The organism is Legionella sp. D16C41 (assembly GCF_048541585.1).
Taxonomy (GTDB): Bacteria; Pseudomonadota; Gammaproteobacteria; order Legionellales; family Legionellaceae; genus Legionella_C.
Genome location: NZ_CP183303.1, coordinates 2,780,792 through 2,805,588, shown reverse-complemented (window position 1 = coordinate 2,805,588; position 24,797 = coordinate 2,780,792). Strand labels below are relative to the sequence as shown.

Sequence of the window (24,797 nt, the reverse complement as noted above, 5' to 3'; positions counted from 1 at the left end):
TGGCCATATCCAAGTTTGCATTAGAGTAAATGTTAGGTCGAGTGGCCCAACCTTAACTTGCGAGGTTTGAGTCTCTCTGAGATAGAGCTTAAGAAAATTTATTGACCAGATTTCGAGAAAGTAGTGGTCTTATCTTATGTTCAAGACGCTTAAATAAGTGGTGATAAATGGTAGGAAAAGACTTCAAATTCTTTAAAGCGATGAAAACCGAAAGCAGTATAGTCATTAACTTATTAAATAGCATAAAAGAAGTTTCATTTAGATTTACAATGTAGCGGGTTTGTAACAAACTAAATATATCTATAGTTGTTTCATGCAGTTACCAGTTACAGGCAGAAGTTCGCAGAATCGTTACATCGCAATCTTATGATTTTATTAATATTTTATTTTCAACATATTGGCTTCGAACCAAGGTATCAGGATTCGAACTCTTTTGGACGAGTTATTTAAACTTTAAAATCAATAAGTTATAATTAAATGATTACTTTAGAGCTTTTGGGTTTATTTAGTATAAAATTGTAGCATCTGTCATGAATTAAAATTTAAGACTGTTGCTGAGTTGGCTATACTTCGGTACAAATGATGTTAAATTGCTAACTAAATTTTGCACGTGTAGATTGTAAATGGCAAAATTTAAGAAATTTTTTATCGATTTTATTGAAGTAAGCTAGCATGCGTTAGTAAAATTTTATTTTATGGAAATAAAAAATGGATTATAAGTTTTTACTAGCGATTGTATTCGCCAGTTTATTATCAGTAGCCTATGCAATTGATAAACAAAAAGTTCCTTCTCCATTCCCTTTGAGTACTGTTGAACAAACAATAAAACTTGTCGAACCTTTCTCGGATATTCCCTCTAAATTATTAAATACATTTGATCTTTAATAAATATTATTTTCAAAACTTAACTTGGATGGTGCCCCCACAAACATTGCTTATGTATCTTTTACAGAATTAAATTTGATGCATCATAGTTTTCTAAAAAATAAGAATTTTTAAATTAAACAGCAGGCTTCAAACTAAGGTGTCGAGATTTAGTCTTGACGAGCATGTCATTTTTTAAAATCAAATTAAGGTAATTTATATTATTTATTTTTGTTAGATTGATAAAGTAAAGGCGCCTCAAGTATTTTTAAAATTTGATATTTCAATTTTATTAATTCTATCTTTTCAAGTACTTAAAATTGAGTTATCTTCGTGACTCTTAAATTAGTCGGCTTATTAAGATGAAAGGATTCCACCAATTACTTGCTATTATTTGCATACAAAGTGTTCATTGCTTTAGTTTTGCTGGAGGGATGGGTGAAGTACAACCTGTTGAGGCACCGGTCTTTATTCCAATGTTAAAAACGGGGTTTGAGTTCACTATTAGCGCATTAGTTTTACAACCAGAGGCTGGTAATTTAGGGTGGTCAGCTACTACGACCGTTCTTCCGATTCCTACACCACAGTGGCAAATCAACGCAATTAATCCTGATTTCAATACTGGTTTTCATCTAGGTGGTGGCTATATTTTTAATCCTGGTAATGATGTTCAACTTAATTGGTACTCTTTAAATACTACAGATAAAGATAGAGTTAATGTTAATCCGATAACGCAGTGGGTTTCCCCTTTTTCACAAACTGGTACGCCACCTGAGGCTGGCGCTATTACTGGCATCGCCGATTTAAAACGTGCAAGAGCAAAATTAAATTTTGGCTATAATGCCGTTAATTTGGATATTGGTAAATTTATTAATTTTGGAACTGATTTACGTACACGTGTTTTCACTGGTCTAAGTGGAGTTTGGATAAAAGAAAAATTAATCTCTCATTTCTATGGTGAGCCAAAAATAACTTTCTCATTAAACAATACATCAACATTTAGTGGAGCAGGTGCGCGTCTAGGTTTATTAAATAATTATCATTTTTATCACAATTTTAACTTGGTTGGACAAATTGCGGGCTCTTTTTTAATGGGAAAGGTTAAACCTGCTGAGTATAAGTTTCAAGGTAGTTCAATTTATTTGAAATTAATAAATATACAACTAAATAAAGAAAAAGTAGGTAGTGATAGTGTAACCCAAATAGTACCTGCAATTGATGGTAAAGTTGGCATAAGCTATACACACCATATGATGTTAGATCGAGAGCTAAATATTGAATTAGGATATATGGGAACAATTTATTTTAATCCATTGACATCCTATGAAACCAATACAAATGTGATTGCTTTGGATTCCGGATCGTTATCTACATCAAGTGTAAAACATGTTCAGAGCAACTTTGCAATAGGTGGATTTTATTTAAGTCTTAATTTCCATTGTTAAAAAATATAAATGTTAAGTACTCAGAAACAATAAAAAAATTTTGCTGCTAAAAGGAAACTGTATTAGCAACAGAAAATGAATGGGCCAGCTTTATGGATTTTGGCAGATTTGTAACAAAGCGTAGGAGTTTGCTTATTTGTTTCATGCGGTTCTAGGCAGCAATTAATAGAATTACTACATTACAAGCTACTAATTTTATTAACATTTATTATAAATTAAAATTGGCTTTGAACTAAGAAGTGGGGGGGGTTAAGTCTCTCTTAGCGCGCTATCTTAGAGTAGAGCTTAGAATATAGCTTTAAGTAGATAAATACTGCCTAAAATAGGTGTGAATATTGTAATAATTGATATGCTTGATCGGTTCTTTAGGATCATTGGTTGTTACAATATTTACCTTAGTTCCTAGATTTACTAAGGTTTGTGCCATGCGCAATGTACGGCTATTATTACTTAGATCGTATTTACCAATAAAAGTTACGGTTTTTGGATAACCAATAAACCTTAAAAACTTATCCTCTTGTGCTTCCCAAGTAAGTGAGCTTGCTGCATTTTCAAGGTTATTTCGATATATTGCTAACTTACTGGCAAATTGTTTAATTATATTGGGAACTTGAGCAGGTTGTTCCTCTAGAGAAAAGACTTCTCCAATTTTGTATTGCTCAATATAAAATTTATGTGTAGGCACGTCATAAGAAAGTATAGGCAGTCTGGCATTAATACAATCAAAAATGGTATTAGATAATGCAAGATAATTAGGAGGATTCTCCGGATTAAGACAAATAAAGCTAAAATCAGCGCCACTATACAGCTCGGTTATGGAACTATGTTCACATTCACCTAAAAAGGTGATCCTATCTCTTATCCCAGTCTTTTCAACATAGCTGTTTAATTCCTGAAGATAATTAGATGGAATAAAACCAACAAAAACCATCTTAAAGTGCAAAGGCAATTGAGCTAACCAATCTAATATTATAATTTCAAATTGAGAGGTTGAGTCAATACTATTGGGGTAAAGAATTAATATATCTGAGTCAGTGGCACTACATAGCTTACGAATAGATGCTTGGTTGTTTACTCTTAGTTTATGGTAATAGGGATAATTGGCTATAGAGATAATATCTTTAAAAGAGTATTCTTCTTGTATAAGATTTTGTAATGGTTCATCGGTAGTTATGATTTTATCGACTTTTTTAAGCATAGCCTTTGCAGTGAAATGATTATAAATATCAAGAAAATTCATATTTGAGTCGAGGCTATCACTTTGCTTGTATAGACTAGGTATCTCTACTTGATCAAGGTATGTAAGCCCGGTAGCAAACTTTTGTTTTAACGTATAAGCTGCCCATACAGCCTCTACAAGATAAGCAACATATGCATCAGCTTTAAGCACATCCCCTATATGATCGACAATATTAGTAAGCATACAGTTTTCATAAGGTATAGATGTCGCTGCTACTTGATTTAAATAAGGTATTATAAAAGCATCATTCATTATAATTCCTTAACTGTTGTGGGAAATAAAAGTGATATTTGGATGCGACATAATATTATTTATTAGATTAGTTGAAGAGACACTCTTATCTTCTGGGCTTAATACTTTAATTTTTAAATTATTTTCTAATAAATAAGTTAAAAAGGGCGGTAATTCTACTACCTTTCGCCAATCCACTTGGCTAATAAGACTAATAGTTTTAATTTTAGAGAAAATTGTTTTAAATATAGAGTCATACATTTGTATATCAAAGTATTTGCGTAAATCTCGTATGGCTATACGGGATTGATCTAATTGATTAATCATGGTTAAGGTTGCATTTTTCATGCTTTCTAAACAAGTCCAGTCATAAATAATAACAGCTAATTTATTTTCTAATAAGAAAGACAAGCTTTCGTTTTCCGTCGCAATAAAGGGTAAACCTGCTGCTATTAGATCAGCATAGCGATTATGTAGACTAAGCCGATTACTTTCTACAGAAGCTGCTTGATGAACAATACCTAAATGGCACCCCTTAAGAATTTGAAGCATCTCGGACTTTTCATAATGGCCACAAAATTTTACTCTGTCTTTTAACCCCATTATATCTCGATAATATTCTGATTCTGATTGAAGCTCTTTACTTGCAAATCTACCTATGTGAAGCAAAATATAATTTTTAGGCAAGCTCAACATATATTTAAGAATACTTATAAAATCCGAAGTAGGGTATATAGTACAAGGGTAAGCTAAAATAATTTGCTTAGTTGGATCTAAAAATAACTTGTCGCGAATGATATTATCGTCAAGATTATCGATAACATTAATATCAACATCAATATAGCGATTGATATTGTATGCTTGAACTCCAGTACGGCTTAAAATATCAGCATAACCTTGGCCAGTACAAATACACAGATCAATAACAGATAACATCTCTTGGTGTATAGTATCTAGATAATTTATAAATTGTCGGTCAACCTTATTATATAACTTTGATGAAAAGTAACGTTGTAAATCGGATAAAGGGTGCTCATTTACATACCAAATTATTTTTCCTCCAAAGCGCGCTTTCAAGGTCGCTATGGCTAATAAATCTAGCTTGCCTATAAAGATATAAGAATCAGATTGCAGGTTATCAATATAACGACTAGTAAATTGCGCAAAATTAAACATGCTATCAAAAAATTTGGTAACTCTTAGGCTTGGCGTTACAGATGTAGCAAAAGGCTTTAAATCTGCTTTAGCCTTCGCTGTATAATGTCTTATTTTCTTTTTAAAGACTTCGTTATGCTTAAGTAGTATGTTTCTACCTTTTATAAGTTTGCTTATTTGATTACGATAATATTCAATTTGAGAAAGTAGCGCTTCTATGCGTTTTAAATGTTTTTCATTTAATTCTTTTTTCTGTTGTTGAGTATTTTCTTGTAATTTTTTAATTTTAGAAAATTGCGTTTTTTTCTGCTCAACTAGGGTTTGATTGCGCTCTGTAAGTTTGCTTATTTGATTACGATAATATTCAATTTTTGAAAGTAAAATCTCTATGCGTTTTAAATGTTTTTTATTTAGTTCTTTTTCATGTTGTTGAGTATTTTCTTGTTGCTTTGAAATTTGAACAGATTGATCAACTGCTTTTACTTTTCTATTAAAATAATTCTTTATAAAGTTAATTTTTTTTTTAGGCATTTACAATCCTAGTAATTCATCCTTAGGGAACAGAAAGCTACTTTAAATTATGTTAAATGATAAATTTATCTACCAATCTCTAAATTTACTTGCTGGTTTAGGCAATATCAATGTTATGACCATACTATTCTTTCAATATAAAATATGCTTACTCACTTTTTGTATCCTACAGCCTCTTTTTTTAAAATAGTTAGATAAAAATCTGCAATATACCTGCTTTATTTATAGATTATAAGGGGGAGGGCTTTGTCAAGCTGCAGTGGGCCCAATTATTTTAGAAAAAATCAACAGATTATCAGGCTTAATCTGAAACAACTCATAGTCACTTAGTACGTATATTAAAATTTTTTAAAAAAATAAAGTTAATTTTTATCAAATTGATTGTTGTTTTTATTTGATTTTATTTTTTCAAATCGCATGAATTTATAGGTTACAACTGAGATAAGCCAACTAACCATAAAAATACCCAAAATAATATATCCTAAAATGTCGAAATGATTATTTATGCCTTTAATTAGACTCCACATATAACCATTTGCCTCAATTTTATTAGCAATTATTCCTAATACTTCAACAGCTCCTAGACAAAAAGCAACTAAAACGGAAACAAAAGTAATGGTTAAATTATAATAGAGTTTTCTAATAGGTTTCATGAAAGCCCATCCATATGCGCCTACCATAAGGACACTATCGGTCGTATCAATGAGGGTCATTCCTGCCGTAAACAATGCAGGAAAAATTAATACTGACCAGAAAGATAGACCATGAACAATTTCTGAAGCTGCGATCCCAAGTAAGATTATTTCAGTTGCGGTATCAAACCCAAGTCCAAATAAAAATCCCACAGGATACATTTGCCAACTACTAGTAATAACTTGAAAAAAGCGGCGGAACTTTCTAGCAAGAAATCCTTGCGAATTTAGTAGTTTATCAATATCTTCAACAGCATAAGTATTGCTTCGCCGTGCTTGCCGAAAGACTTTGAAAGTAGAAATAAGAATAAGCGTATTAATGAATGCAATCAATATTAAAAAAAGAGCTGAAATTGAAGTACAAACGAGACTGCCAAACTCATGCCAGCGAGTTAAGTTACTATGCGTTAGTACGGAAGTAGTCAAAGCAACCAACACCGTAGCAATCATTACGACGGAAGAATGACCTAGGGAGAAAAATAAGCCAGCTGATATTGGCCGCTTTCCTTCTTGCATTAATTTACGGGTAACATTATCTATTGCAGCAATGTGATCGGCATCTACGGCATGGCGTAAACCAAAAGTATAGGCTAATACTGCGGTGCTAAATAAAACTGGATTATCATGAAAGGAATAAAAAGCCCACAACCATACAACTAAATGATAAAAAATTAGCAATCCGTAAATACCGATTAATTTTTTGCGTAGATTACTGCCATAATCACTAAAAATATTGTCCAAGAATTTTTGCATCAATGCACCATTCAAGAGAGATAGTTATTGTCACTCTTACTAGTAGCTAACTTAGGCCAACTACTAGTAAAAGGTATTTTCAGAGTTACCAGTTTTCTAAATCTTTTCCATGTGGCGTACCTAAATACGGAAACTCGCCAAGCAAGTCCGTATGGGGTTTAAGGCCGGTAGGAGGGCACTCATTTTTAGTGAGAAAGGCCAGCCGAAAATTAATAACATCATCAGTAAAAACTCGCCCGTTTGGATACTTCGCTGGCTTGGATGGATCATAACATAGCATATCAGGAAGAATGCGATGTTCTTCAATCGCTGTAATGGCTTCTTCTCGGGTATAATTGCCAGTATGCCCCATTAAGTGAACGAATTGATCCGTCCAGCGTTTGCGATCATTAACTGGCTCACTAGCATTATATTCTAGTTTAGTGTCATCAGTATTAAAAAAACTGCTAACACTTGGATGGCCTGCCCGATCAGCATGAACCAACTTGCCATCTTGCCGTACACTACATCGGCCCCAAATGTAAATCTCAGGATTGGCATGAAGTTCTTCGGTTGGTAATTCCATGACCATAGAAAAGATATTGGCTTCTGTATTAGAATCTTTCCCAGTCCACGGCGATTTACCGCCCAAATGAGGTGCTGTGAAATTTCTTCCGCCAGAAGTATCAAACAAAGCCTTAATACCATCATAATCAAAGAAAAAAGCATCACTTCGAGCGCCAGCAAAAAAGGTATAGTTATTATCGGCCTTAACAATGTTAGGTTTTGTCCCGAAAGACACCTTTGCTGCAGAAATAATCTTTTTGCCAACAACTTCGGCTGATTGCGCTTCCTGACCTTGTGCTAAAAAGACATCAAAAGTTTGCTCACCGTTATTTGGTTTAGAAAAAACAAAAGTTAGCGCAATGTCTGTCAAATAGTCCCCATTATTGTCGATATTAAGTCTATAAATAGCATCAGGATGGAGTGCATCTGCATTTGGATTGGCATTTAAGATAATAACAGTTCTTGATGGGTCGGTTGGTGATTGAAAGGCATAAAGATCACAAAGATCAAGTCGTTGGTCACCAAGTGGTGGACCTAGGCTAAGGCCTGTAAAATGGTTAGACATATTCCCTCCTTAGAGCAAATAGTAGCAGGCTCATATGTGGTTTGTTTTAGTAAAATTCTACTCCTTAATACTTTCTACTAATTTATAAGTGCTACAGCCTACTTATATTTCACCAGTTCTAAATATAATAAAAAAGATTATATAGTAAGCATTTTTTATTTTTTTAAATATCAAATTAATTTTAGTTATCGCAAGAATAATTCGCAAATTTTATAATTAGAGGCTAAATAAACTTTTTGCAGGAACTATTTTGCTTTTTTTAAGAATCAAAATAGCTAAGTTTTTGAGATAATTTTTTAGGCATATTAATTTGTTTTTATTCAAAAGCTTAGCTTATATTAGAGCGATTAAAGTGCTTTTTATTGAATAGTAGGTCCAAAATCTCAAAAAATTACAATGAAGTTGTTACTCTAATACTTGGATAATATCTACTACAACCTCGTAGGTTGAGCCACCCGGCCTAACAAACTCTTGTCAATACAACCCAATTCTATAAATTTAAAACTCAACGGAATGGAAAGAGTTCAGCAATGCGATACAAACGAACCTACGAATGCGGCCTGCTATATTTAAGTGGGTTTTTCATTATTTCACCTTAATCTATTGTATTGACAGAAAAACACTTGTTGATTAATAATTGCGCACTATCTTGATAACAAAATTAAGTTTAAAAAAATAGTTTTTATTTGCCTTTGCTCAATAACATTAGGAAGTATTACTCGTGAAACATATTCAGTTGCCAGCATTAAGTAATAGATTTGCTCACCTTTGGAATACCAAATGGATAGTATCAGAAACTTACTTAGATAAAAATAATATCGATTCCCAATTATGTTTTTTAGAATGTGATTCCGAACTAACTGCAAAAAGTATTGCAGAACATACGCCTTTAGGACGAAGCTTGCCTGGAAGAGAGGACGTCATGCCTTTATATGTATCAGGCAAGTATGTGTTTGCTTCAAGAGGTTTATTAGAAAATTTTTTTGCTGGTAATTATGTTTCTACTCCTGATAAGGAGGAAATATCATATTATATTTCTCCTAATAATAAAGTCATAAAGCTTATACTTAAAAATAAACCTATAGCAATAGAAGATGAAGAAGAAAATTATTTAGATTCTTTTTGGGGAGCGAAAAAAGCTAAGGTAAAAACAGAAAATCCAATAATTTCAGGTTATTTTTATAATAATCTGTTTTTAACTGATTACAGTCAAATTTTGTGGCTAGAAAGTCCTACTTATCAAGGCAAGAAAATGCTCTCTGCCTATGGACTTACTGACTCACAAGAAGTTGGCAAGCTTAAAAAAATAATTTTACAAGATGCAGCTAAAAAAGCTATTACTGTTGAGCCTAATGCTTTAGGTAGCAAACAAAATATTTTAGTTGTCCCGGTAACACTGATGAATAAAATTTATGGCAAAATCGAGTTGGTTAATTTATGTAATAGCTATAGTAAATATGGTTTTGAGGATAAGAGTGCGGACACAAGAGCATCATATATTCAACATATTTTTTTAAAGTGGGATCAGTCTAAGTCAACTGAGCAAATTCTGAATTTACCTAATCGAGCCCATATAACTTCAAAAAATTATTCTCCGGCCTTTTTTAATTCTGAATCATTAAATGACTTCCTAGATGAAAAGACATCTGAGACCTTATCTAGCCAGTTTCCACAATGATATTGTTTAATATTTAAGCTAATTTACTTGCCTATTATAGTTGCATAGATACTATCTTTAAAGACCAATAGCCTTTAATCAACATTTCGCTTGATTTTAAGATGGTATCTATAATTGCCAAAAATATTTCTTTTAAAAACTAAATTTAGATCATATTAATAATTACTTGATATCCATCTGAAATATAGGTTCATCGTCATTATTATCATTATTAGAGGTATTTTTTAGATAATTATTACTAGTCATCTCTTGAGTTCTATTGGTAGTCCTTAAAGCCATTTCTAATTCGCTTTTCTTATCATCCTCCGTAGCGTCTAATAAAGTATTTAAATTTATTTTTAATCGGTTAGCGGACTCTGTAAGAAGAATTATTTCTGTTTTAAGAATTATTTTACAGTTTTTATAATGCTTTAAATCGGTGCTTATGCTCCCATTTTCTGGAGTAAGCACGGTATCTTTAAAGTGCAATGCTTGGGTTCGTTTTCTTGTTTGAACATTTATATCGTGAGTTAAGTTTTGAATTTTCTTTTCCTGCTCATCATATTTTCTACAGATTCTTTTACTTTCTTCTATAGTAGAATTTGGGATGATTAATTTAAAAAGAGATTTAAAAAAACCAGGGTTTTCATCAGCTAAAAACTTATCAAAGGTGCTGGGAGCTTGGTTTTTACTTTGCCTGATTTTTTCAAGCTCCTGCTCATTAGTTGTTATAACTTGCTTTAAGCGCTTGTCTTGGCTGTTAATATCTTGCATAATTTTTTCATTTGTAGATAAAGTAGACTCAAGAGAGGCAATTTTTTTCTCAGTCTTTTGTAATTCAGCTTGCGCTACTTCTTTTTCTTTAAGTAGGTCTTGGTATAATTGAGCCAACTCTGCTAAAGGCATCTCCCAAATATACTTATTCGCCCTACGCTCTAACTCATCTTCACGTTCTTCCGGCTCCATTTCGTCAAACGCTTTTATTTCCTTCCTATTGATAAGATGGCTTGTTTTCTTATCTACAATTATTGTTGCTATAGCTGCTAGAGCAGCTCTTTTTGCCTTGACCTCTTTAGTCTCAATATCTAATAAACTTCTATATGGATTAGGAAAGCAGTTTTCCACATCCCAATGCTGAACTTTATGTTTATAGTCTGACATATATAATTATTTCACGCTTAAATATTTGCCATTATGTATAATATTAGAACATAAAATAATTACCAAATTATTAAGATAGGTTAAAAAGTATTAAAATAGTATGATAAAAAAATAAAGGAAAGGAAATAAGTAGCCTTTTAATTAACATTTTGCTTAATTTTAAAGACGATATCCACGCATACGAAGTACGATAATAGAAATTAATACTTTACCAACTCTCTTAAAACTGTAGTAGCATAGGCGCCCGCAGGTAAAGTAAAGGTTAATTCAGCGTCATTATCTAATAAAGTATATTCAAGCTGTTTGGGATAAAGAATATTGGCGCGCCAAGCTTCTTCTAATCCATACTGTAGTAGGCCTAACAACCAAGGCTGCCAAGCTTTATAGGCTTCATCGATAACGGGTAAAGTTTCTTTGATAACATTATCTTTTCGTTTCCCAGGTAGCGGGCTTGCTGGTGAGATATCTCTTTCTTGCACTCGACTTATTATAGTTTCATCGACGTCTGTAATAGTAAAAATACTGTTAGAGCCACTTAATTGCATGACATCGCCGCTTAGCGGTGTATTCCAAGTATTTTGCAGAACACGTTTAGAAAGAATTAGATTATAAAGCCAGGCACGAGCAGCTGAAAAATACATGCTTTTCAAAAATTTATCTTTAACTTTGCGCTTTTCTACTAGCATTGCTTGTGCTTTTAACAGGTTTTGTGCTTCGCGACCAAAACGTTGTTCACCGAAATAATTAGGAACGCCAGTTAATTTAATTTGTTCGAGACGATGGATAAAATCTTCTTTATTAGTGAGATTTCTTAATTTAATTTTAAAATAATTGCCTGCTAAAACGCCGGGTTTTAGTTTTTTATGATGTCTTGTAGTAGTTAAAACTTGCCATCCAGGCGCTTTTAGGGAATCAACTTCAGGAATTATCTCACCAGGGGCATGGATACTTAACCATTGTGTAGTTAATGCTTGCCTGTCTTTTAAACCGGCGTAACTAATTAATTTTATCGGTTTATTAATTAATCGAGCTAACGATTTAACTACTTCTTCAGTAGTAAGCCCACATTTTTCAATTTTAAGTAAAATATGCTCACCTTCGCCGCTAAATGTATGATTGAAAAATTCAGTGACTTGAAAATCTTCTGGCTTAAGCTTAAAAATAGCGGTAGATTTAGGTTGACCATAAGCGTAAGCCCAGTTTAAATCGTACATAAAAATCTTTTGTTTAAAGTAAAATCAAAGTATATCGTTATTGATTTAATTCATACAGTAAATAGATAAGTTAGTTTGAGTTATCTTTTACTATTTTATTAAAAAAAGATGATAAATTAGGTTGTTGTAATATGGTTCAGGTATTGCAAGGATAAATACAAAGCTTTAAATAAGCTAATATTTATTAAGCATAATAAAGGAGGAGTTCATGGTAGACTATGACGCTATAGAAAGATTAAAAGAGTGGTTAAAGGCTTCCTGCTCAGCTGAACCGCCAGATAGTAGAACATTTGAATTTAAAAAAGGAAAAATAGAGTTTGACCCAATTAGAGCGGTTTTCATTGTAACAGGTACTGAGGAAGTTTATTTTCAGGAAGAAGTCATGCAAGCTTTAAATAATGAAGAAAGCTTAACAAATTTAGCTTGTAGAATGCTACAAATCTAAAAGTTAGATGAAATTCAGGAAATGAAACTTATAATAATTTATAAAGATTAACTAAAGCTATTTATAGGTTTAAATACTGTGGATTTATCAGAACATACCCAATTATGGTTGCAGGTTCCAGGGTTTGCTGCCATGAAGAATTTACAAAGGGAATATATAATTTGTAATAATAATTTAGCTGAAGTAATGCAGCTAAAATCACCTCATCACATACAAGGACTCACCGATTTTAAGCTACTTGACTATTCAGAAGAAAATTACGCTTTTCATTACCAGAATGATGTTCGCGCGTTAAAGGGAGAAACTATAAATTGCCTACATTATTCTTCTTGGCCTTATAATGGTACTTATTATTATTTTATTAAAAAGCCACTTATAAATTCGGAACAAGCAATCATTGGGCTTTTGTATCAATGTATACCGTTGACGCAATCTAATTTTATAAAAAAAATTATTGCTGAGGATGAAAAAACGTATACGAAAGGCAAGAAACTGCGAGCTTATTATATAGGTACTGTAACTAATCCTTTTGGGCTTACACCGAGAGAATTAGAATGTTTATTTTTCACGCTAAGAGCATTGACTGCCAAACAAATTGCAATGCAACTTAGTTTATCAAAACGCAGTGTCGAATTTTATTTAGAAAATATTAAAAATAAAATGGGATGCTCATCAAAATCAGAATTGATCTGTCTTGGAATAAGTCATGGTTACCTAAACTATATTCCGCCATCTTTGCTGCATCAACAAAATTTTCAAATAATTTAAATAAAGCACTACCGTATTTATACGGTAATGAGCCTGCTTTCTTCCTGTTACTCTCTAGCTCTTAAGTTAAATTTCAAGCTATAGGGAACAGGCTAAGGAACATGCAGTGAGAGCTTTTTTAATAATCTTAAGTTTTCTTGTTGGACGGTTCGCCTTCACAGCGTCAGTTGATAATCCATTTACAATAATTAGTAAAACTAAAAAAACAGTCCTATCTCGAGAAGCATTAGTTACTATGGGCACAAAGCATATTAAGATGAATTATAGCCGAGCTTATCCTAGGCAATTAATGAATTATCAAGTAATTCGTATGTGTGATTTATTAAAGCGTTATGCCATAAATCCTGAGAGTATTCTTGAATTTATTGCTGAGGATGATTTTTCAGTATTAATTCCCGCTCATTATTTATTAAATTGCAACAAAAATGCTTCGGTTGCTTATCTAGCTATTGAGCCTGAAAGTAAATGGCCAATTCTATTTAATCATACTAATACTACCGCAGGTCCCTATGCTCTTATCTGGACCCATCCTAAGCGTTCTTATATTTCTGATGAATACTGGGCATGGAGTACTACTAAAATTATTGAACATGCTACATTAAATGAAACACAAGTTATAGCTGCACCAAAGAATCTACCCACACTTAAGAAAAAACAAATTTTGAATGGCTATCAAGTTTATGTGAGCCACTGCTCCTCTTGCCATACCATAAATAATATAGGAAAAGGGCATATAGGTCCTAATTTAACCTCACCTAAAAATGTATTTGCTTATTATCCTGATGTAAGAAAGCTCAAACAATTTATACGTAATCCTGCTTCAGTAAGACAAATTCCTAATGGCCGTATGAGTGGCTCCAGTTATGCTGGCTTAAATGATAATGACTTAGATGACTTAATCAGTTATTTTAAATTTATTAACTAGAGCGATTAGGGTTATATCAGAATATTGTTAAAGCTAGAATGCGCCTAGCTACTGAACTTTAGTAGATAGGGAGTTAATTCACGCGCAGCGCCTTAAGGTCGATACTGTGTTTGATTCTGAGTATCGGCCAGTTTATGCTAAATCATTTAGTGATTTATTTTATAAGCATTCTTTAAAATTGCTTTGCATGAAGATTTAAAGCATGTCTTCATTTTTATAAGTTAAGTGTTTTGCTTTAAAAGTCATTAAAACTTATTTAGCATATAAACAATGTTCATCTCTAAAGCCTTTATCAAAAAATTAAAAAATAACTTTAATATTGATTTTACCTGTGAATAGATACAAGGAAAAACGGCATGTCTGCTGCAGTCTTTATTCTTCTGATTGTACTCATTGCAATTGCATTGCGCAGAATAATAAGTGTTGTTATTCCTATATGGGCGATTATGGCTGCAGGTGCTATTGCCACTATGTTGTTGCAGCAAATTACTCCATTAAACGCACTTAAGTCTATTGAACCGGAAGTGATGTTTTATTTGCTTGGTATTTTTTTTATTTCACAGGCTGCAGAAGAAAGTGGTTATTTGGAACACTTAACTGATCAGATTTTTTATTATTCCAATACTGGAAAACAAGCGTTATTGATAATTGTTTTTATACTTGGGCTGGGTGCAGCATTGATAATGAATGATACGATAGCCATTATTGGTACGCCTATTATATTACAACTCTGTAAATTACATAAAAATTTAATTAAGCCATTACTCTTTGCTTTAGCCTTTTCAATAACGATTGGAAGTGCTTTGAGCCCAATAGGCAATCCACAGAATTTATTGATCGCGATAAAAGGAGAAATGATTTCCCCCTTTATTGTTTTTATTAAATACCTGACCATTCCAACGTTATTAAATCTGGCTGTAACGTACCTATTTATTTATTTGATTTACCGAGACCAATTAAATACAACCATTGAAAAACCTCTCCCAACACCAATCACCGATTTTCATACTGTTAGGCTAGTTAAAATAAGTTTGACAATGATGTTTATGCTAGTGAGTATCAAAATTGTAATGGACTTTCTTCACTCAAAATTACAAATAAATTTTAGCTATATTGCTCTTCTATCGGCTATACCTATTTTATTAAGTAATCAACGATGGATTTTTATAAAAAAATTGGATTGGGGGACATTAGTTTTTTTCGCGAGTACTTTCATTCTCATGCAAAGTGTATGGGATAGTGGTTTTTTCCAAACGAACATAAATCATTTTCACATTTCAGTGACTCATATTGCGGTTATTTTGCTAATTAGCGTTATTCTTAGCCAGTTTATTTCAAATGTGCCATTGGTTGCGTTGTACTTGCCTCTAATAATGCAGCATTCACCTTCTAATTTAAGCTTATTATCTCTAGCAGTGGGTAGCACCATTGCTGGTAATGTATCTATTTTAGGTGCTGCTTCTAATATCATTATTATTCAAAATAGTGAAAAGCGTGGAATTGAGGGATTTGGATTTTTTGATTTTATAAAAATAGGAATCCCGCTTACATTAATCAATCTTGTAATTTATGCCTATTTTCTTCAAGGAGACTGAAAAGGGAGAGAAGACCAAGTAAAAGCAAAAAAGAGCTTACAAGTAGCAAAAAGCTACTTACTTAACTTAATGGTATAGAGTTGCGCAAGGAAACTATTAGGACTTAACTGCACAACAATTTAGCTAAGTAAAATAATTAAACCGGATGGTTATCCATTACCACGCAATTTCTTCCTTGATTTTTTGCTTTATATAACTGGATATCTGCTAAATTTATCAATTTTTCTACGGTAATGGGCGGGCTCGCTGGTGTCCAATAGCCGATACCACAGCTACAAGTTATCTTTCTTTTTATACCACTATGGCTAGAAGTTTCTTCTAACTCAGTACGTATTCGATGAGCAATGCGGGGTACATCTTGCAGCTCTACTTGCGAGCTAATTAATATGAACTCTTCGCCTCCATAGCGAAAAAAAGTATCATTAGGCCTTAAAAGTGATTGAGTTAATTTAGAAAAAGAAATTAATACTTCATCACCGGCATTATGACCCAATTCATCATTTATTTTTTTAAAAAAATCAATATCAAAAAGATAGCAAATTATATTATAATTTTGCCGTTTTGCGGTACTTAATTCTGCTTCTAAATATTTAAATAAAAATCGTCTATTATAACAGCCAGTTAGCATATCAACAAAACTGCTTGTTTCAAATTTTGCAGCCATACTCAATAAAGTATTTTTTAAATGAACTTTAGCCGAAACATCTTTAATAATCACTAGCGCCATATCTTGTTGTTTATAATTTATAGGTAGGATTTCAATATCTTGTGGCATTTGATCTAAATTACTAAATGAGCTTTTATTTATTGAAACTGGAAAAAGAAATTTGTTAAGTAATGAGGAAATAATTTGTGGGTGACCATATTTTAAGACTTGTTCTAATGCCCACTCAAAACGGGTACTTAAAGGAAATATCATATCCAAAGACTTACCGATGGCATTGTCAGGTGAAATGTTGGTGATATTTTCTAGCCATTTATTCCAAGCATAAATAGTATTATCTTTTTTAACAAGAATGATGCCTAATGACAAGCTATTAAAAATAAGTTCAAATAATGTCTCATCCTTAATCATTAAGAAGTCCCTGAATTGCTGTTAATATCGTATGAGTAGCATGTTGGGTTAGTATTAAAAACAAGTTCCCAAATAATTTATCATTGCCTGTATTTAATATAGTAGATATAACTAAAACTTCTTGTGGTGGGTCGGAAAAGGAAGCGCATAATTTTTTCATTAAATTAACTACATTATTTTCATCATAAAAAGGTAGAGACAAACCTATTTTTTTAGCAAGTAAATCTACAATGGCAGTTATGCAGGAGCTAATAATAATATTACCAATCTCTAATAAAGCTTCTTGTTCGCAAGCTCTAGCTTCTTCTTGCGTAAGTTGTGGAATTTGCCCCAGTACTGACATAGTTAAAAGGTTCGTTTGCTCTCTCTTAAACGCTAAAGCAGCATAGCCTTGTAAGTCATTGGAAAGCATTTGATACACAAAAGAGAGCGTATCATGCTTATAGACTTCAGGAATATCTATTTGATCGGGCTTAATTACAGAGATGTTTGGGATTGAAATTTTAATAGGCGAATCTAATAAAATAGATAATTGTTTCGCTGCTTTACTAACACCGATATTACCTATTTCTTTAAGAGCGTCTTCTTGGTTTGACGTTAAAATCATTGCAGTCTCGCTAAGCAGGTGCAAATAATTTCTGAAGAAATAGGTTTTTCAAGAACCTCTAAAAAGCCTACTTTTTTAGCTTCATCAATAACCGATTGCTGAGTATTAGCAGTCAGTAGTATAAAATTAGCTTTTATACCCTGTTTTTTCATTATCTGGGCCACCTCAGTGCCAGTGAGGTCTGGCATATTATAGTCAAGAACTATTAACTCTGGTTGATTTTTTTTTGCCTTTTCTAAAGCTTCTTCAATGTGTTTCGCTTCAATGACCTCATATTCTGGTTGATCTCTTAGACAATTTTTAAATAAAGCGCGTGAGGTGGCACTATCGTCCATAATTAAAATTTTTTTCATCGAGCCCCTCCTTTACATGTTTTCAGCAAAAACGTTGCTATTTGTTCTAGGTCAAGAATTTCATCTACAGCCTGCATTTTTATTGCCGTGCTTGGCATCCCAAAAATAACTGATGTCGCTTCAGATTGAGCAAAAGTATAACATCCTGCTTTTTTCATTTGCAGCAAGCCCTCTGCACCATCATGGCCCATTCCCGTCAGTAATCCGCCAATGGCTGAATCTGGATAACTTTTCGCAATAGAGCTAAATAACATATTAGCTGAAGGTTTAAAATGATCAATGGCTGTACCATCCATTAAGATAGCAATAGGTTTTAAACTGTTGCCGACAGTAAGGTGGGTATTATCGGGAGCAAAATAAACATGGCCAGGTTCTAGAAACTGATTATGTTTAGCAATTTCTATTTTTAAGGGGGTATTATGCTGCAGCCAATTTATTAGCCCATCTAAAAAACCTTTGGTAATATGCTGAGTAATTACGATAGGAATATTAAAGTTTGCTGGTAGATGCTTTAAAATACAATTTAGCGCACTAGGGCCTCCAGTTGAGCACCCTAACGCTAAAATCTTAAAGGATTGTCTTAGTTTTGGTGGGGATACTATTTTTTTTAAAGATGTATTAGGTCTTCTGGTGACAACGGGTACTTCTGCCAAGGTAAGTATAGAGTTAATAATAAATTGTTTGGCCTCTTTAAAATTTTTATCTAAGATACTCTGCGGCTTTTCAATAATAGATAAGGCTCCCGCTTGCAGGGCATTAAAGCTATTCTCAGCTATATGGTTGTTAGAGTGTGAACTAATAATAATGATAGGAGTTGGGCACTCTTCCATAATAATGCGTGTTGCCTCTATTCCATCCATATTAGGCATGTTGATATCCATTGTTATTAAATCAGGTTTAAGCTGTTTGGTTAATCTGACCGCCTCAACCCCGTCTATTGCTTGGCCAATTACCTTAATATTCGTTGATTCTTCTAAAATTGATGTAAGTAATTGAGTAGATACTTTCGAGTCATCAGCGATAAGCACCCTAATTGGTTTTATCATAATAGTGACTCCATTATTTCAATTAGAGAATGAGTATCAAATTCACTTTTTGCTACGAATGCATTTGCTCCAGCTGCTAACCCTTGCTCTTTGTATTCTCTGGAGTTTAATAAAGAGATAATAATGACAGGAGTATGCGCTAATTTATTATCGCCTTTAATTAATTTGGTCAACTCAAAACCATTAATTTTAGGCATAATAATATCAGTAATAATGCAGTCAAAAGGCTCTTTTTGTAAAAGTTGCCAAGCTTGCTCACCATCAGTTGCAGTCAAGACCTCAAACCCTGCTGCTGCTAATGAATTAGCACATAGGCTTCTAGTTGTTAAGGAGTCATCTACTACAAGCACTTTTTTCTGAATTTTAGCTGGTGTAGGTTGTATTGCGCTGAATTTTGTTGCGGGTATTTTTTGTTCTAGCGCCATCTCAACTATTTTATTAGGTTCTAGCACTAAAACTAAATGATTATCACCAGTGAGTGTTACCCCTATATATTGTGTTAACTGATTAAAGGGCGGTGGAAGAGGTTTAATGACACAGTCATGTTCATTAACAATAGCATCAAGCCATAAGATAAGATCAATGCCTGGATAATCAATGTATAAGCCAAAACAATCTTGCTTAGTGTTTAAGGCTTGTTCTTGGTTATTTAAAATATAATATAAACTAATTAATGGAATAGGCTTATTATCTATAACATAACTCAACTGATTATTTACCAATTTTATTTCATCTGTTTTTATTTCATAAAGTGCCTTTAAGGAAATTGTAGGTAGCATAAAGATTTGTTCTTTGAGCCTAAAAAATACACCGCGCATGGTAGCTAAGGTAAGTGGAAGAATGAAGGTAAAGCAACTGCCTTGATTGACAGCGGTAGCTATCTTAATGGTGCCTCTAATTTTTTCTATATTTGCTTTAACAATATCAAGGCCAACGCCACGGCCAGAAATCTCAGTTACTTTTTTATTCAAAGAAAAGCCAGAAACAAAAAGAAAATCTAAAATTTGTTCTTCACTTAAATTTTCAATTTCTTCTTCATTGCAAAGCCCACGCTCTAATGCACTTTTTTTTATTTGGAAGAGGTCAATTCCTCTTCCATCATCACTAATTTTAATAAGAATTTTCCCAGAACATTGAGTAACTTCGATACGGATTGTTGCAGGGATTGGTTTATTTTTCTGCTCACGTTCTTGGTTGCTTTCAATTCCATGATCAATTGCATTTCTTATAACATGTTGTAAGGGATCACTAATGGTATCTAAAATGACTTTATCTAACTCAATATCGCCACCGTAAATTACTAATTCAACTTCTTTACCTAGCTTAATGGAAAGATCGCGTACTGTTCTGAATAATGGTGTTAGCAATATAGAGATAGGTATCATTCTCATTGCTTTTATTTCTTCTTGTAAACTTTGAATGGCGCGTGAAAAATCGCCTAAAAATTGGATGCCGTTTGATGAAATATTGTTTATTTTTTTTATAAACGGGAGGGCGTTTAATTCGGGTAAGTGATTAATTTCTTTAAGACAAAATTCCAGCTCTCTAAACCATTCTGTTAGTTTTAAGCGATAGATAATAAATTCATTCGCTTTTGCGTTTGCTCGCTCAATGCGAGTTAATGGAAGTTTTATAAATTCATTAATATTAGTTTGGGCTACTTCTCTTATTGTTTTTTCGCCTCGCAACGGAGCTAAAAAATTTTCTACATCTATAGTCTGCCCATCATCAAATAATTTTAATGCCAATAGTAAGTTATCAGCAACTTCAAGACAGGCGTTAATTTCTTCACGGTTAGGAAAATAATTTTTTTCTCGCCACTCTTGAAATAAATTTTCTAAGCCATGAGCTATAGAAGAAATAGCTGGAATGGAGGCTGAAGCTGCTGCGCCTTTGATATTATGGGAGTAACGGAATAACTCTTTTAATTTAGCAGCCAGCGTTGCTGAGTCAGTTGTTTTTTCAAGAGAAAGTAGGGCGGTAATAAGAGATTGATGGGTCTCTTGCAGTTCAGCCCTAAAGGTTTCTAGGAGCATTTGCTGAAGTTTTTGGTCAATAGACATCCCTTCAATCCTCTTTTTGTAGCTCCGTTAATTCATATTGACTTGCTGTATCTCTTAATGAATCTGCGACCTGTCTTAAGCCTGTAGTCGCTTTTCTCGTTTGTTCAGTTGCAGAAATAAATAAGTTTGTTACCTTATTAATTTCTTTAATACTTAAATCCACTTGGTCAATAGCAACTGACTCTTCGCGAACGGCTGAGACAATTTGCATAGAGGCAAGGGATGTTTCTTCAATTACATTACCTAAAGAATTAATAATTCCTTCAGTTAGCTCAACTTGTCTTGAGTTTTCTTCAACACTCTTATTCCCATCTTCTGTTACCATAACGGCACGTTCAGCTGTTTGACGTATATCTTGAAGAATTTTTTGAACGCGTTGAGTTGATTGTTGAGAACGCTCAGCTAAATCCTTTACCTCTCCTGCAACAACAGCAAATCCTTTTCCTGATTCTCCAGCTTTAGCTGCTTCAATGGAAGCATTTAAAGCTAACATTTTTGATTGCTTAGCAATATCGGCTACAGCTTCAGTAATCTCACTTATTTGTTGTGTTTTATCATTTAAACTTAAAATTGTGGTTGAAATTTGCTGCATTTTATTGCGTAAATTAGTGATAAATGTAGCCATCGTTGCAACAGCTTCTCGGCCCTTTTCACTTTCTTTGGTGGTTAAATCTGCTGATTCACCTAGTTCCTTAGCTTTTTTTTGGGTTTGGTTAGTGGTTGCTTTTATTTCTTCAATGGTTGTACTTATTTGGGTTACTGCTGCTGCTTGTTCTGAAGCACTTGTAACCTGTTCGGAAACCGTGGATTCAAGCTGTTTCACGCCAATTGCAATTTCATTGCTTTCTTTGCTAATTCTTAAACCAATATCTTTTAATTTTTTAGATAATGCCTCTAAATGGGTCGTTTGCTCTTTTCTTTGTGTAATATCAGCAGCAACTTTAATGACCTTAATAGGCTTTCCTTTATTATCCTTAATAGGATTGTAAGATGCTAGAAGCCATACTACGTTGTTATCCTTAGTTAGGCGTTTAAATTCAGCTTGGATATGCTCACCGCGTTTCAATGTTGCCCAAAAATCTTTATATTCATTTGACTGACTATCTGCTTTTTCTAAAAATATACTGTGATGTTTGCCCTTAATTTCATCTAGTGTATACCCTAATATATTCAAAAAGTTTTCATTAGCAGTGATAATAGTGCCATCCATTGCCAGCTCAATAATTGCTTGTGATTTAGAGATAGCGTCGAGTGTGTTATACAAATCTTGTAGATGTTCCCTACTTGCTTTTTCATATTGTAGTGAGGAAATAATACTAAATCCTGCTGTAAAAATGGCAAAGCATAAAAGCAGTATATTAACTACTTGTAGGGTAGAATAGTTATATGTAAGGTCAGAGAGCATTAAAATCAATATGATTATTAAAATAGCAAGCAGCGCTACATTCTTTTTGATAAATTTAAATACATCAAGATTTAGGTTCCTTCCTAACATAATTAATCCTATTTATTTGTTATTATAACAATTTAGGCGTCAATATATTAAATATAGCGTCTAGATCGATTAACGCTATATCTATTTGATATATTCCTTGAACATAAGAATTTTTATTCACTTTTTCATTAACCAAAGGAAAGAGCTCTTCATTCTCTTTTAGTGAAAGTTGGCCTACAATTTTATTGACTGATAAAGCCAAACGCTGCATATCTTTTCTACATAAAATAAAAAAAGAAACAGTTTCTTGATCTTGCATCTTAAAAAGACGATGGCAACTTATTACCGGCCATACTTCATTATTATAATAGATTACACCTGAAAAAATAGGGTCAGCACCGGGTACGGCAGTAGTTTGCTGATAAGGTATGACGTATTCAATTTGGGTGTAGGAAAGAGCATATTTTTGTAACTCATCCACTTTAAATACCAAAATAAAATTATTTTTTTGGCTGATATAATCTAACTTTTCTTCTGCAACAACTGCTTTTCGGCGTGCTAAAATAGCTTTGGCGTCTGGTGAATTTAATTGATCATTATTCATCTTTTAATCGCTCATAGTAAGAGATACTTTTAGTAACGGCATTAATAAAATGGTCTCGTTTAGCTAAAGTATATAAAATTGAATTTTCATTTAGTTTAGTTGCAAAATGGAGAGATTTTTTTAACCAATGTACTCCTTGACGAGATTGTCCTATTTGTAAGTATATTAAACCTAAATAATAAGCAGCTTCTGGAAAAGTATTTTTTAAGTATAAAGCACGTTGCATAGAGATTTTTGCAGCTTGTGGTTGTTGATAGTCAATTTCAATTAAGCCTTTTAAAAAATAACTAATTGGGTCTAGAGGATCTAATTTAGTCGATTCAATTAAGGCTGTAAGGGCTGCGGCTAAATTATTTTTTTCTAATAAACACTCTCCTTTATAGCGAAGAATCAAGCCATTTTTAGGCCACTTAGTTAAGTATAAATTAATTTTTTCTAGTGCTTGATTGTAATTTTTATTCTCTAGATGGCTTTTAATAAGCGCAAGCATAGTTTGTGAAGTTGATTCTGAGGTTAGCTTTTTTGGTTTAGTGGTAGTTAGCTGAGATACTTGAGCTCTCTTTTCTATAGGTTTTTTCTTAAGAAAAAAGACATTATCTGCTACACAAGTAATAAATTTTTCTTGTTGATAAGGATTAGAATCTAAAAGTCCTAAAAATAATAAACCATCTTCATTTAGGCTTTGATAAAAGGTGTCAAGTGCAGAGTCAATGACTTCTTTAGTTAGATACATTAAAACATTGCGACAAAATATTAAGTCATAATTATTAAAAGCCAGGTAAGGTTTAGCGAGATTAAAATAAGAAAAATCGACCATCTGTCGAATAAGGTGAACTAAGCCATATAAGTTACCCTGTTTAAAAAAATATTTTTCTTTAAATTCTTCTTTTAAAGTATGGATACTTCTTTTAGTAAAAAGTGCTTCTTTTGCTTGAGTAAGCGTTATCTCATTGATATCAGTCCCAATGAGATTAAGTTTCCAGTGCGGTAAATCTGGTAGAAGACTAGCTAATAAAATTGCAATAGAATAAATCTCTTCGCCTCTGGCGCAACCGGCGCTCCAAATATTAATTTCAAAACTTCCAGTAAGTCTTTTCTCGGCTATAAGTTTGGGTAGATAGATTTTTTCTAGATAGTTATAAACTGCTTGGTCGCGAAAGAAATAGCTTTCTGGCACAGTTAAGATACTCAAAATTGGCTTAATAAGTGCTAAATCTCCTGCGTATAAACCTTGAAAAAGACTATTTTCCGTAAGATTTTTTGCAATCAAAAAGTCTTCCAACTTATTTTTAATCTGCTCATAAGTATGGTTATAGATAAGTAGGCCATATTGTTGGTTTGCCCATTTTTCAAGTTTTAACATGAGTGTGTTCATTAGCGTCAAATGTTAATTGATGAAAATTTAATAATTTCTCTAAATTAAGCAACCAGCAGGCTATATGATTATCTTCTACGACTCCATCTACATACGAGTAAATATAAGACGAATGAGGATTTTGCAAATCTTTACTAGTTAAGGTAGATACTTCTAATACTTCTGAAACTAATAGCCCAATTAATTTAGTTGCTAGTAAGCAAATAATGATAGGTGTATCTAAATCATAACTTGGTTTAGGCATATTAAGGAGTGTCGCTAGATGGTAAATTGGAATAAATGTTGTATGAAAATTAAGTAATCCAGCTATAGCAGCATCTTGATTTGGTAGCGCCTCTAATTCAGCAATTGGTAAAACAATTTGAATTTGATTTAGATCTAGTAATATATGCTCTTCATTTAATCTAAATTTTAAATAATGGACATAGGCCTCTTCCATAGTAATTTACTAT

Annotated in this window: 22 protein-coding genes; 7 read left to right on the top strand and 15 right to left on the bottom strand. The window is 32.9% G+C overall.

Annotated features, from left to right (window positions below; translation table 11 throughout):
• Window positions 1-708 precede the first annotated feature (708 nt).
• Both ACNVED_RS12075 and ACNVED_RS12070 read left to right on the top strand, forming a co-directional pair.
• Window positions 709-885: a hypothetical protein gene (locus tag ACNVED_RS12075; protein ID WP_419419266.1), complete on the top strand. Its 177-nt coding sequence runs from the start codon at window positions 709-711 to the stop codon at window positions 883-885.
• 341 nt (window positions 886-1,226) lie between these two features.
• On the top strand, window positions 1,227-2,309 hold the full coding sequence (locus tag ACNVED_RS12070; RefSeq protein WP_419419265.1) for an Lpg1974 family pore-forming outer membrane protein: 1,083 nt from the start codon (window positions 1,227-1,229) through the stop codon (window positions 2,307-2,309).
• Window positions 2,310-2,607: 298 nt separating this feature from the next.
• Here the strand turns inward: ACNVED_RS12070 and ACNVED_RS12065 are convergent, their stop codons facing one another.
• The 4 genes from ACNVED_RS12065 to ACNVED_RS12050 all read right to left on the bottom strand — a co-directional run bounded on the left by ACNVED_RS12065 (window position 2,608) and on the right by ACNVED_RS12050 (window position 8,022).
• A complete protein-coding gene (locus ACNVED_RS12065; protein WP_419419264.1) occupies window positions 2,608-3,801 on the bottom strand; it encodes a hypothetical protein in 1,194 nt (397 codons plus the stop codon).
• Window positions 3,802-3,810: 9 nt separating this feature from the next.
• Window positions 3,811-5,466: a hypothetical protein gene (locus ACNVED_RS12060; protein WP_419419263.1), complete on the bottom strand. Its 1,656-nt coding sequence runs from the start codon at window positions 5,464-5,466 to the stop codon at window positions 3,811-3,813.
• A 362-nt stretch (window positions 5,467-5,828) separates the two neighbouring features.
• On the bottom strand, window positions 5,829-6,911 hold the full coding sequence (locus ACNVED_RS12055) for a HoxN/HupN/NixA family nickel/cobalt transporter (RefSeq protein ID WP_419419262.1): 1,083 nt from the start codon (window positions 6,909-6,911) through the stop codon (window positions 5,829-5,831).
• Between the two features lie 85 nt (window positions 6,912-6,996).
• On the bottom strand, window positions 6,997-8,022 hold the full coding sequence (locus ACNVED_RS12050) for a DUF4331 family protein (RefSeq protein ID WP_419419261.1): 1,026 nt from the start codon (window positions 8,020-8,022) through the stop codon (window positions 6,997-6,999).
• A 721-nt stretch (window positions 8,023-8,743) separates the two neighbouring features.
• On the opposite strand from ACNVED_RS12050, the gene ACNVED_RS12045 reads away from it, so the two are divergent.
• Window positions 8,744-9,700, top strand: a complete 957-nt coding sequence (locus tag ACNVED_RS12045) for a hypothetical protein (protein WP_419419260.1) — start codon at window positions 8,744-8,746, stop codon at window positions 9,698-9,700.
• A 162-nt stretch (window positions 9,701-9,862) separates the two neighbouring features.
• Here the strand turns inward: ACNVED_RS12045 and ACNVED_RS12040 are convergent, their stop codons facing one another.
• Both ACNVED_RS12040 and truD read right to left on the bottom strand, forming a co-directional pair.
• Window positions 9,863-10,840 (bottom strand): hypothetical protein, encoded by a 978-nt coding sequence (locus ACNVED_RS12040; protein ID WP_419419259.1) that lies wholly within the window; start codon window positions 10,838-10,840, stop codon window positions 9,863-9,865.
• A gap of 200 nt (window positions 10,841-11,040) precedes the next feature.
• Complete coding sequence (gene truD / locus ACNVED_RS12035; RefSeq protein ID WP_419419258.1) at window positions 11,041-12,054, bottom strand: tRNA pseudouridine(13) synthase TruD; 1,014 nt, start codon at window positions 12,052-12,054, stop codon at window positions 11,041-11,043.
• Window positions 12,055-12,262: 208 nt separating this feature from the next.
• Here truD and ACNVED_RS12030 point away from each other — a divergent pair, with 208 nt between their 5' ends.
• The 4 genes from ACNVED_RS12030 (at window position 12,263) to ACNVED_RS12015 (ending at window position 15,787) form a co-directional block, all read left to right on the top strand.
• Window positions 12,263-12,499, top strand: coding sequence for a hypothetical protein (locus tag ACNVED_RS12030; RefSeq protein WP_419419257.1), 237 nt, complete (start codon window positions 12,263-12,265; stop codon window positions 12,497-12,499).
• A gap of 78 nt (window positions 12,500-12,577) precedes the next feature.
• Window positions 12,578-13,267: a helix-turn-helix transcriptional regulator gene (locus ACNVED_RS12025; protein ID WP_419419256.1), complete on the top strand. Its 690-nt coding sequence runs from the start codon at window positions 12,578-12,580 to the stop codon at window positions 13,265-13,267.
• A gap of 106 nt (window positions 13,268-13,373) precedes the next feature.
• Complete coding sequence (locus tag ACNVED_RS12020) at window positions 13,374-14,192, top strand: c-type cytochrome (RefSeq protein ID WP_419419255.1); 819 nt, start codon at window positions 13,374-13,376, stop codon at window positions 14,190-14,192.
• Between the two features lie 356 nt (window positions 14,193-14,548).
• Entirely contained in the window at window positions 14,549-15,787 is a 1,239-nt protein-coding gene (locus ACNVED_RS12015) for an SLC13 family permease (RefSeq protein ID WP_419419254.1), read from the top strand.
• A 136-nt stretch (window positions 15,788-15,923) separates the two neighbouring features.
• Here the strand turns inward: ACNVED_RS12015 and ACNVED_RS12010 are convergent, their stop codons facing one another.
• From ACNVED_RS12010 to ACNVED_RS11970, 9 genes are read right to left on the bottom strand one after another with little or no spacing between them, the layout of a single operon-like run.
• Complete coding sequence (locus ACNVED_RS12010) at window positions 15,924-16,862, bottom strand: diguanylate cyclase domain-containing protein (protein WP_419419253.1); 939 nt, start codon at window positions 16,860-16,862, stop codon at window positions 15,924-15,926.
• A complete protein-coding gene (locus tag ACNVED_RS12005; RefSeq protein ID WP_419419252.1) occupies window positions 16,855-17,469 on the bottom strand; it encodes a chemotaxis protein CheC in 615 nt (204 codons plus the stop codon). The genes ACNVED_RS12010 and ACNVED_RS12005 overlap by 8 nt, the downstream gene beginning before the upstream one ends.
• Window positions 17,466-17,822 carry a response regulator gene (locus ACNVED_RS12000; protein ID WP_419419251.1) on the bottom strand — a complete coding sequence of 119 codons (357 nt, stop codon included), beginning with the start codon at window positions 17,820-17,822 and terminating at the stop codon, window positions 17,466-17,468. Before ACNVED_RS12000 ends, ACNVED_RS12005 begins: the two co-directional genes overlap by 4 nt.
• On the bottom strand, window positions 17,819-18,868 hold the full coding sequence (gene cheB, locus ACNVED_RS11995) for a chemotaxis-specific protein-glutamate methyltransferase CheB (RefSeq protein ID WP_419419250.1): 1,050 nt from the start codon (window positions 18,866-18,868) through the stop codon (window positions 17,819-17,821). Before cheB ends, ACNVED_RS12000 begins: the two co-directional genes overlap by 4 nt.
• Window positions 18,865-20,931 (bottom strand): hybrid sensor histidine kinase/response regulator, encoded by a 2,067-nt coding sequence (locus tag ACNVED_RS11990; RefSeq protein ID WP_419419249.1) that lies wholly within the window; start codon window positions 20,929-20,931, stop codon window positions 18,865-18,867. Before ACNVED_RS11990 ends, cheB begins: the two co-directional genes overlap by 4 nt.
• A 4-nt stretch (window positions 20,932-20,935) precedes the next feature.
• A complete protein-coding gene (locus tag ACNVED_RS11985; RefSeq protein WP_419419248.1) occupies window positions 20,936-22,426 on the bottom strand; it encodes a methyl-accepting chemotaxis protein in 1,491 nt (496 codons plus the stop codon).
• Window positions 22,427-22,448: 22 nt separating this feature from the next.
• Entirely contained in the window at window positions 22,449-22,970 is a 522-nt protein-coding gene (locus tag ACNVED_RS11980) for a chemotaxis protein CheW (RefSeq protein ID WP_419419247.1), read from the bottom strand.
• Window positions 22,963-24,333: a CheR family methyltransferase gene (locus ACNVED_RS11975; protein WP_419419246.1), complete on the bottom strand. Its 1,371-nt coding sequence runs from the start codon at window positions 24,331-24,333 to the stop codon at window positions 22,963-22,965. The genes ACNVED_RS11980 and ACNVED_RS11975 overlap by 8 nt, the downstream gene beginning before the upstream one ends.
• The gene (locus ACNVED_RS11970; protein ID WP_419419245.1) at window positions 24,320-24,784 is read right to left on the bottom strand and encodes a chemotaxis protein CheW; all 465 of its coding nucleotides are present in this window, start codon (window positions 24,782-24,784) and stop codon (window positions 24,320-24,322) included. The genes ACNVED_RS11975 and ACNVED_RS11970 overlap by 14 nt, the downstream gene beginning before the upstream one ends.
• Between the last annotated feature and the right edge of the window lie 13 nt (window positions 24,785-24,797).

Coding starts and splice junctions, on each gene's coding strand:
- ACNVED_RS12075 (WP_419419266.1), top strand. CDS start 709: ATGGATTATAAGTTTTTACTAGCGATTGTATTCGCCAGTTTATTATCA.
- ACNVED_RS12070 (WP_419419265.1), top strand. CDS start 1,227: ATGAAAGGATTCCACCAATTACTTGCTATTATTTGCATACAAAGTGTT.
- ACNVED_RS12065 (WP_419419264.1), bottom strand. CDS start 3,801: ATGAATGATGCTTTTATAATACCTTATTTAAATCAAGTAGCAGCGACA.
- ACNVED_RS12060 (WP_419419263.1), bottom strand. CDS start 5,466: ATGCCTAAAAAAAAAATTAACTTTATAAAGAATTATTTTAATAGAAAA.
- ACNVED_RS12055 (WP_419419262.1), bottom strand. CDS start 6,911: ATGCAAAAATTCTTGGACAATATTTTTAGTGATTATGGCAGTAATCTA.
- ACNVED_RS12050 (WP_419419261.1), bottom strand. CDS start 8,022: ATGTCTAACCATTTTACAGGCCTTAGCCTAGGTCCACCACTTGGTGAC.
- ACNVED_RS12040 (WP_419419259.1), bottom strand. CDS start 10,840: ATGTCAGACTATAAACATAAAGTTCAGCATTGGGATGTGGAAAACTGC.
- truD (WP_419419258.1), bottom strand. CDS start 12,054: ATGTACGATTTAAACTGGGCTTACGCTTATGGTCAACCTAAATCTACC.
- ACNVED_RS12030 (WP_419419257.1), top strand. CDS start 12,263: ATGGTAGACTATGACGCTATAGAAAGATTAAAAGAGTGGTTAAAGGCT.
- ACNVED_RS12015 (WP_419419254.1), top strand. CDS start 14,549: ATGTCTGCTGCAGTCTTTATTCTTCTGATTGTACTCATTGCAATTGCA.
- ACNVED_RS12010 (WP_419419253.1), bottom strand. CDS start 16,862: ATGATTAAGGATGAGACATTATTTGAACTTATTTTTAATAGCTTGTCA.
- ACNVED_RS12005 (WP_419419252.1), bottom strand. CDS start 17,469: ATGATTTTAACGTCAAACCAAGAAGACGCTCTTAAAGAAATAGGTAAT.
- ACNVED_RS12000 (WP_419419251.1), bottom strand. CDS start 17,822: ATGAAAAAAATTTTAATTATGGACGATAGTGCCACCTCACGCGCTTTA.
- cheB (WP_419419250.1), bottom strand. CDS start 18,868: ATGATAAAACCAATTAGGGTGCTTATCGCTGATGACTCGAAAGTATCT.
- ACNVED_RS11990 (WP_419419249.1), bottom strand. CDS start 20,931: ATGTCTATTGACCAAAAACTTCAGCAAATGCTCCTAGAAACCTTTAGG.
- ACNVED_RS11985 (WP_419419248.1), bottom strand. CDS start 22,426: ATGTTAGGAAGGAACCTAAATCTTGATGTATTTAAATTTATCAAAAAG.
- ACNVED_RS11980 (WP_419419247.1), bottom strand. CDS start 22,970: ATGAATAATGATCAATTAAATTCACCAGACGCCAAAGCTATTTTAGCA.
- ACNVED_RS11975 (WP_419419246.1), bottom strand. CDS start 24,333: ATGTTAAAACTTGAAAAATGGGCAAACCAACAATATGGCCTACTTATC.
- ACNVED_RS11970 (WP_419419245.1), bottom strand. CDS start 24,784: ATGGAAGAGGCCTATGTCCATTATTTAAAATTTAGATTAAATGAAGAG.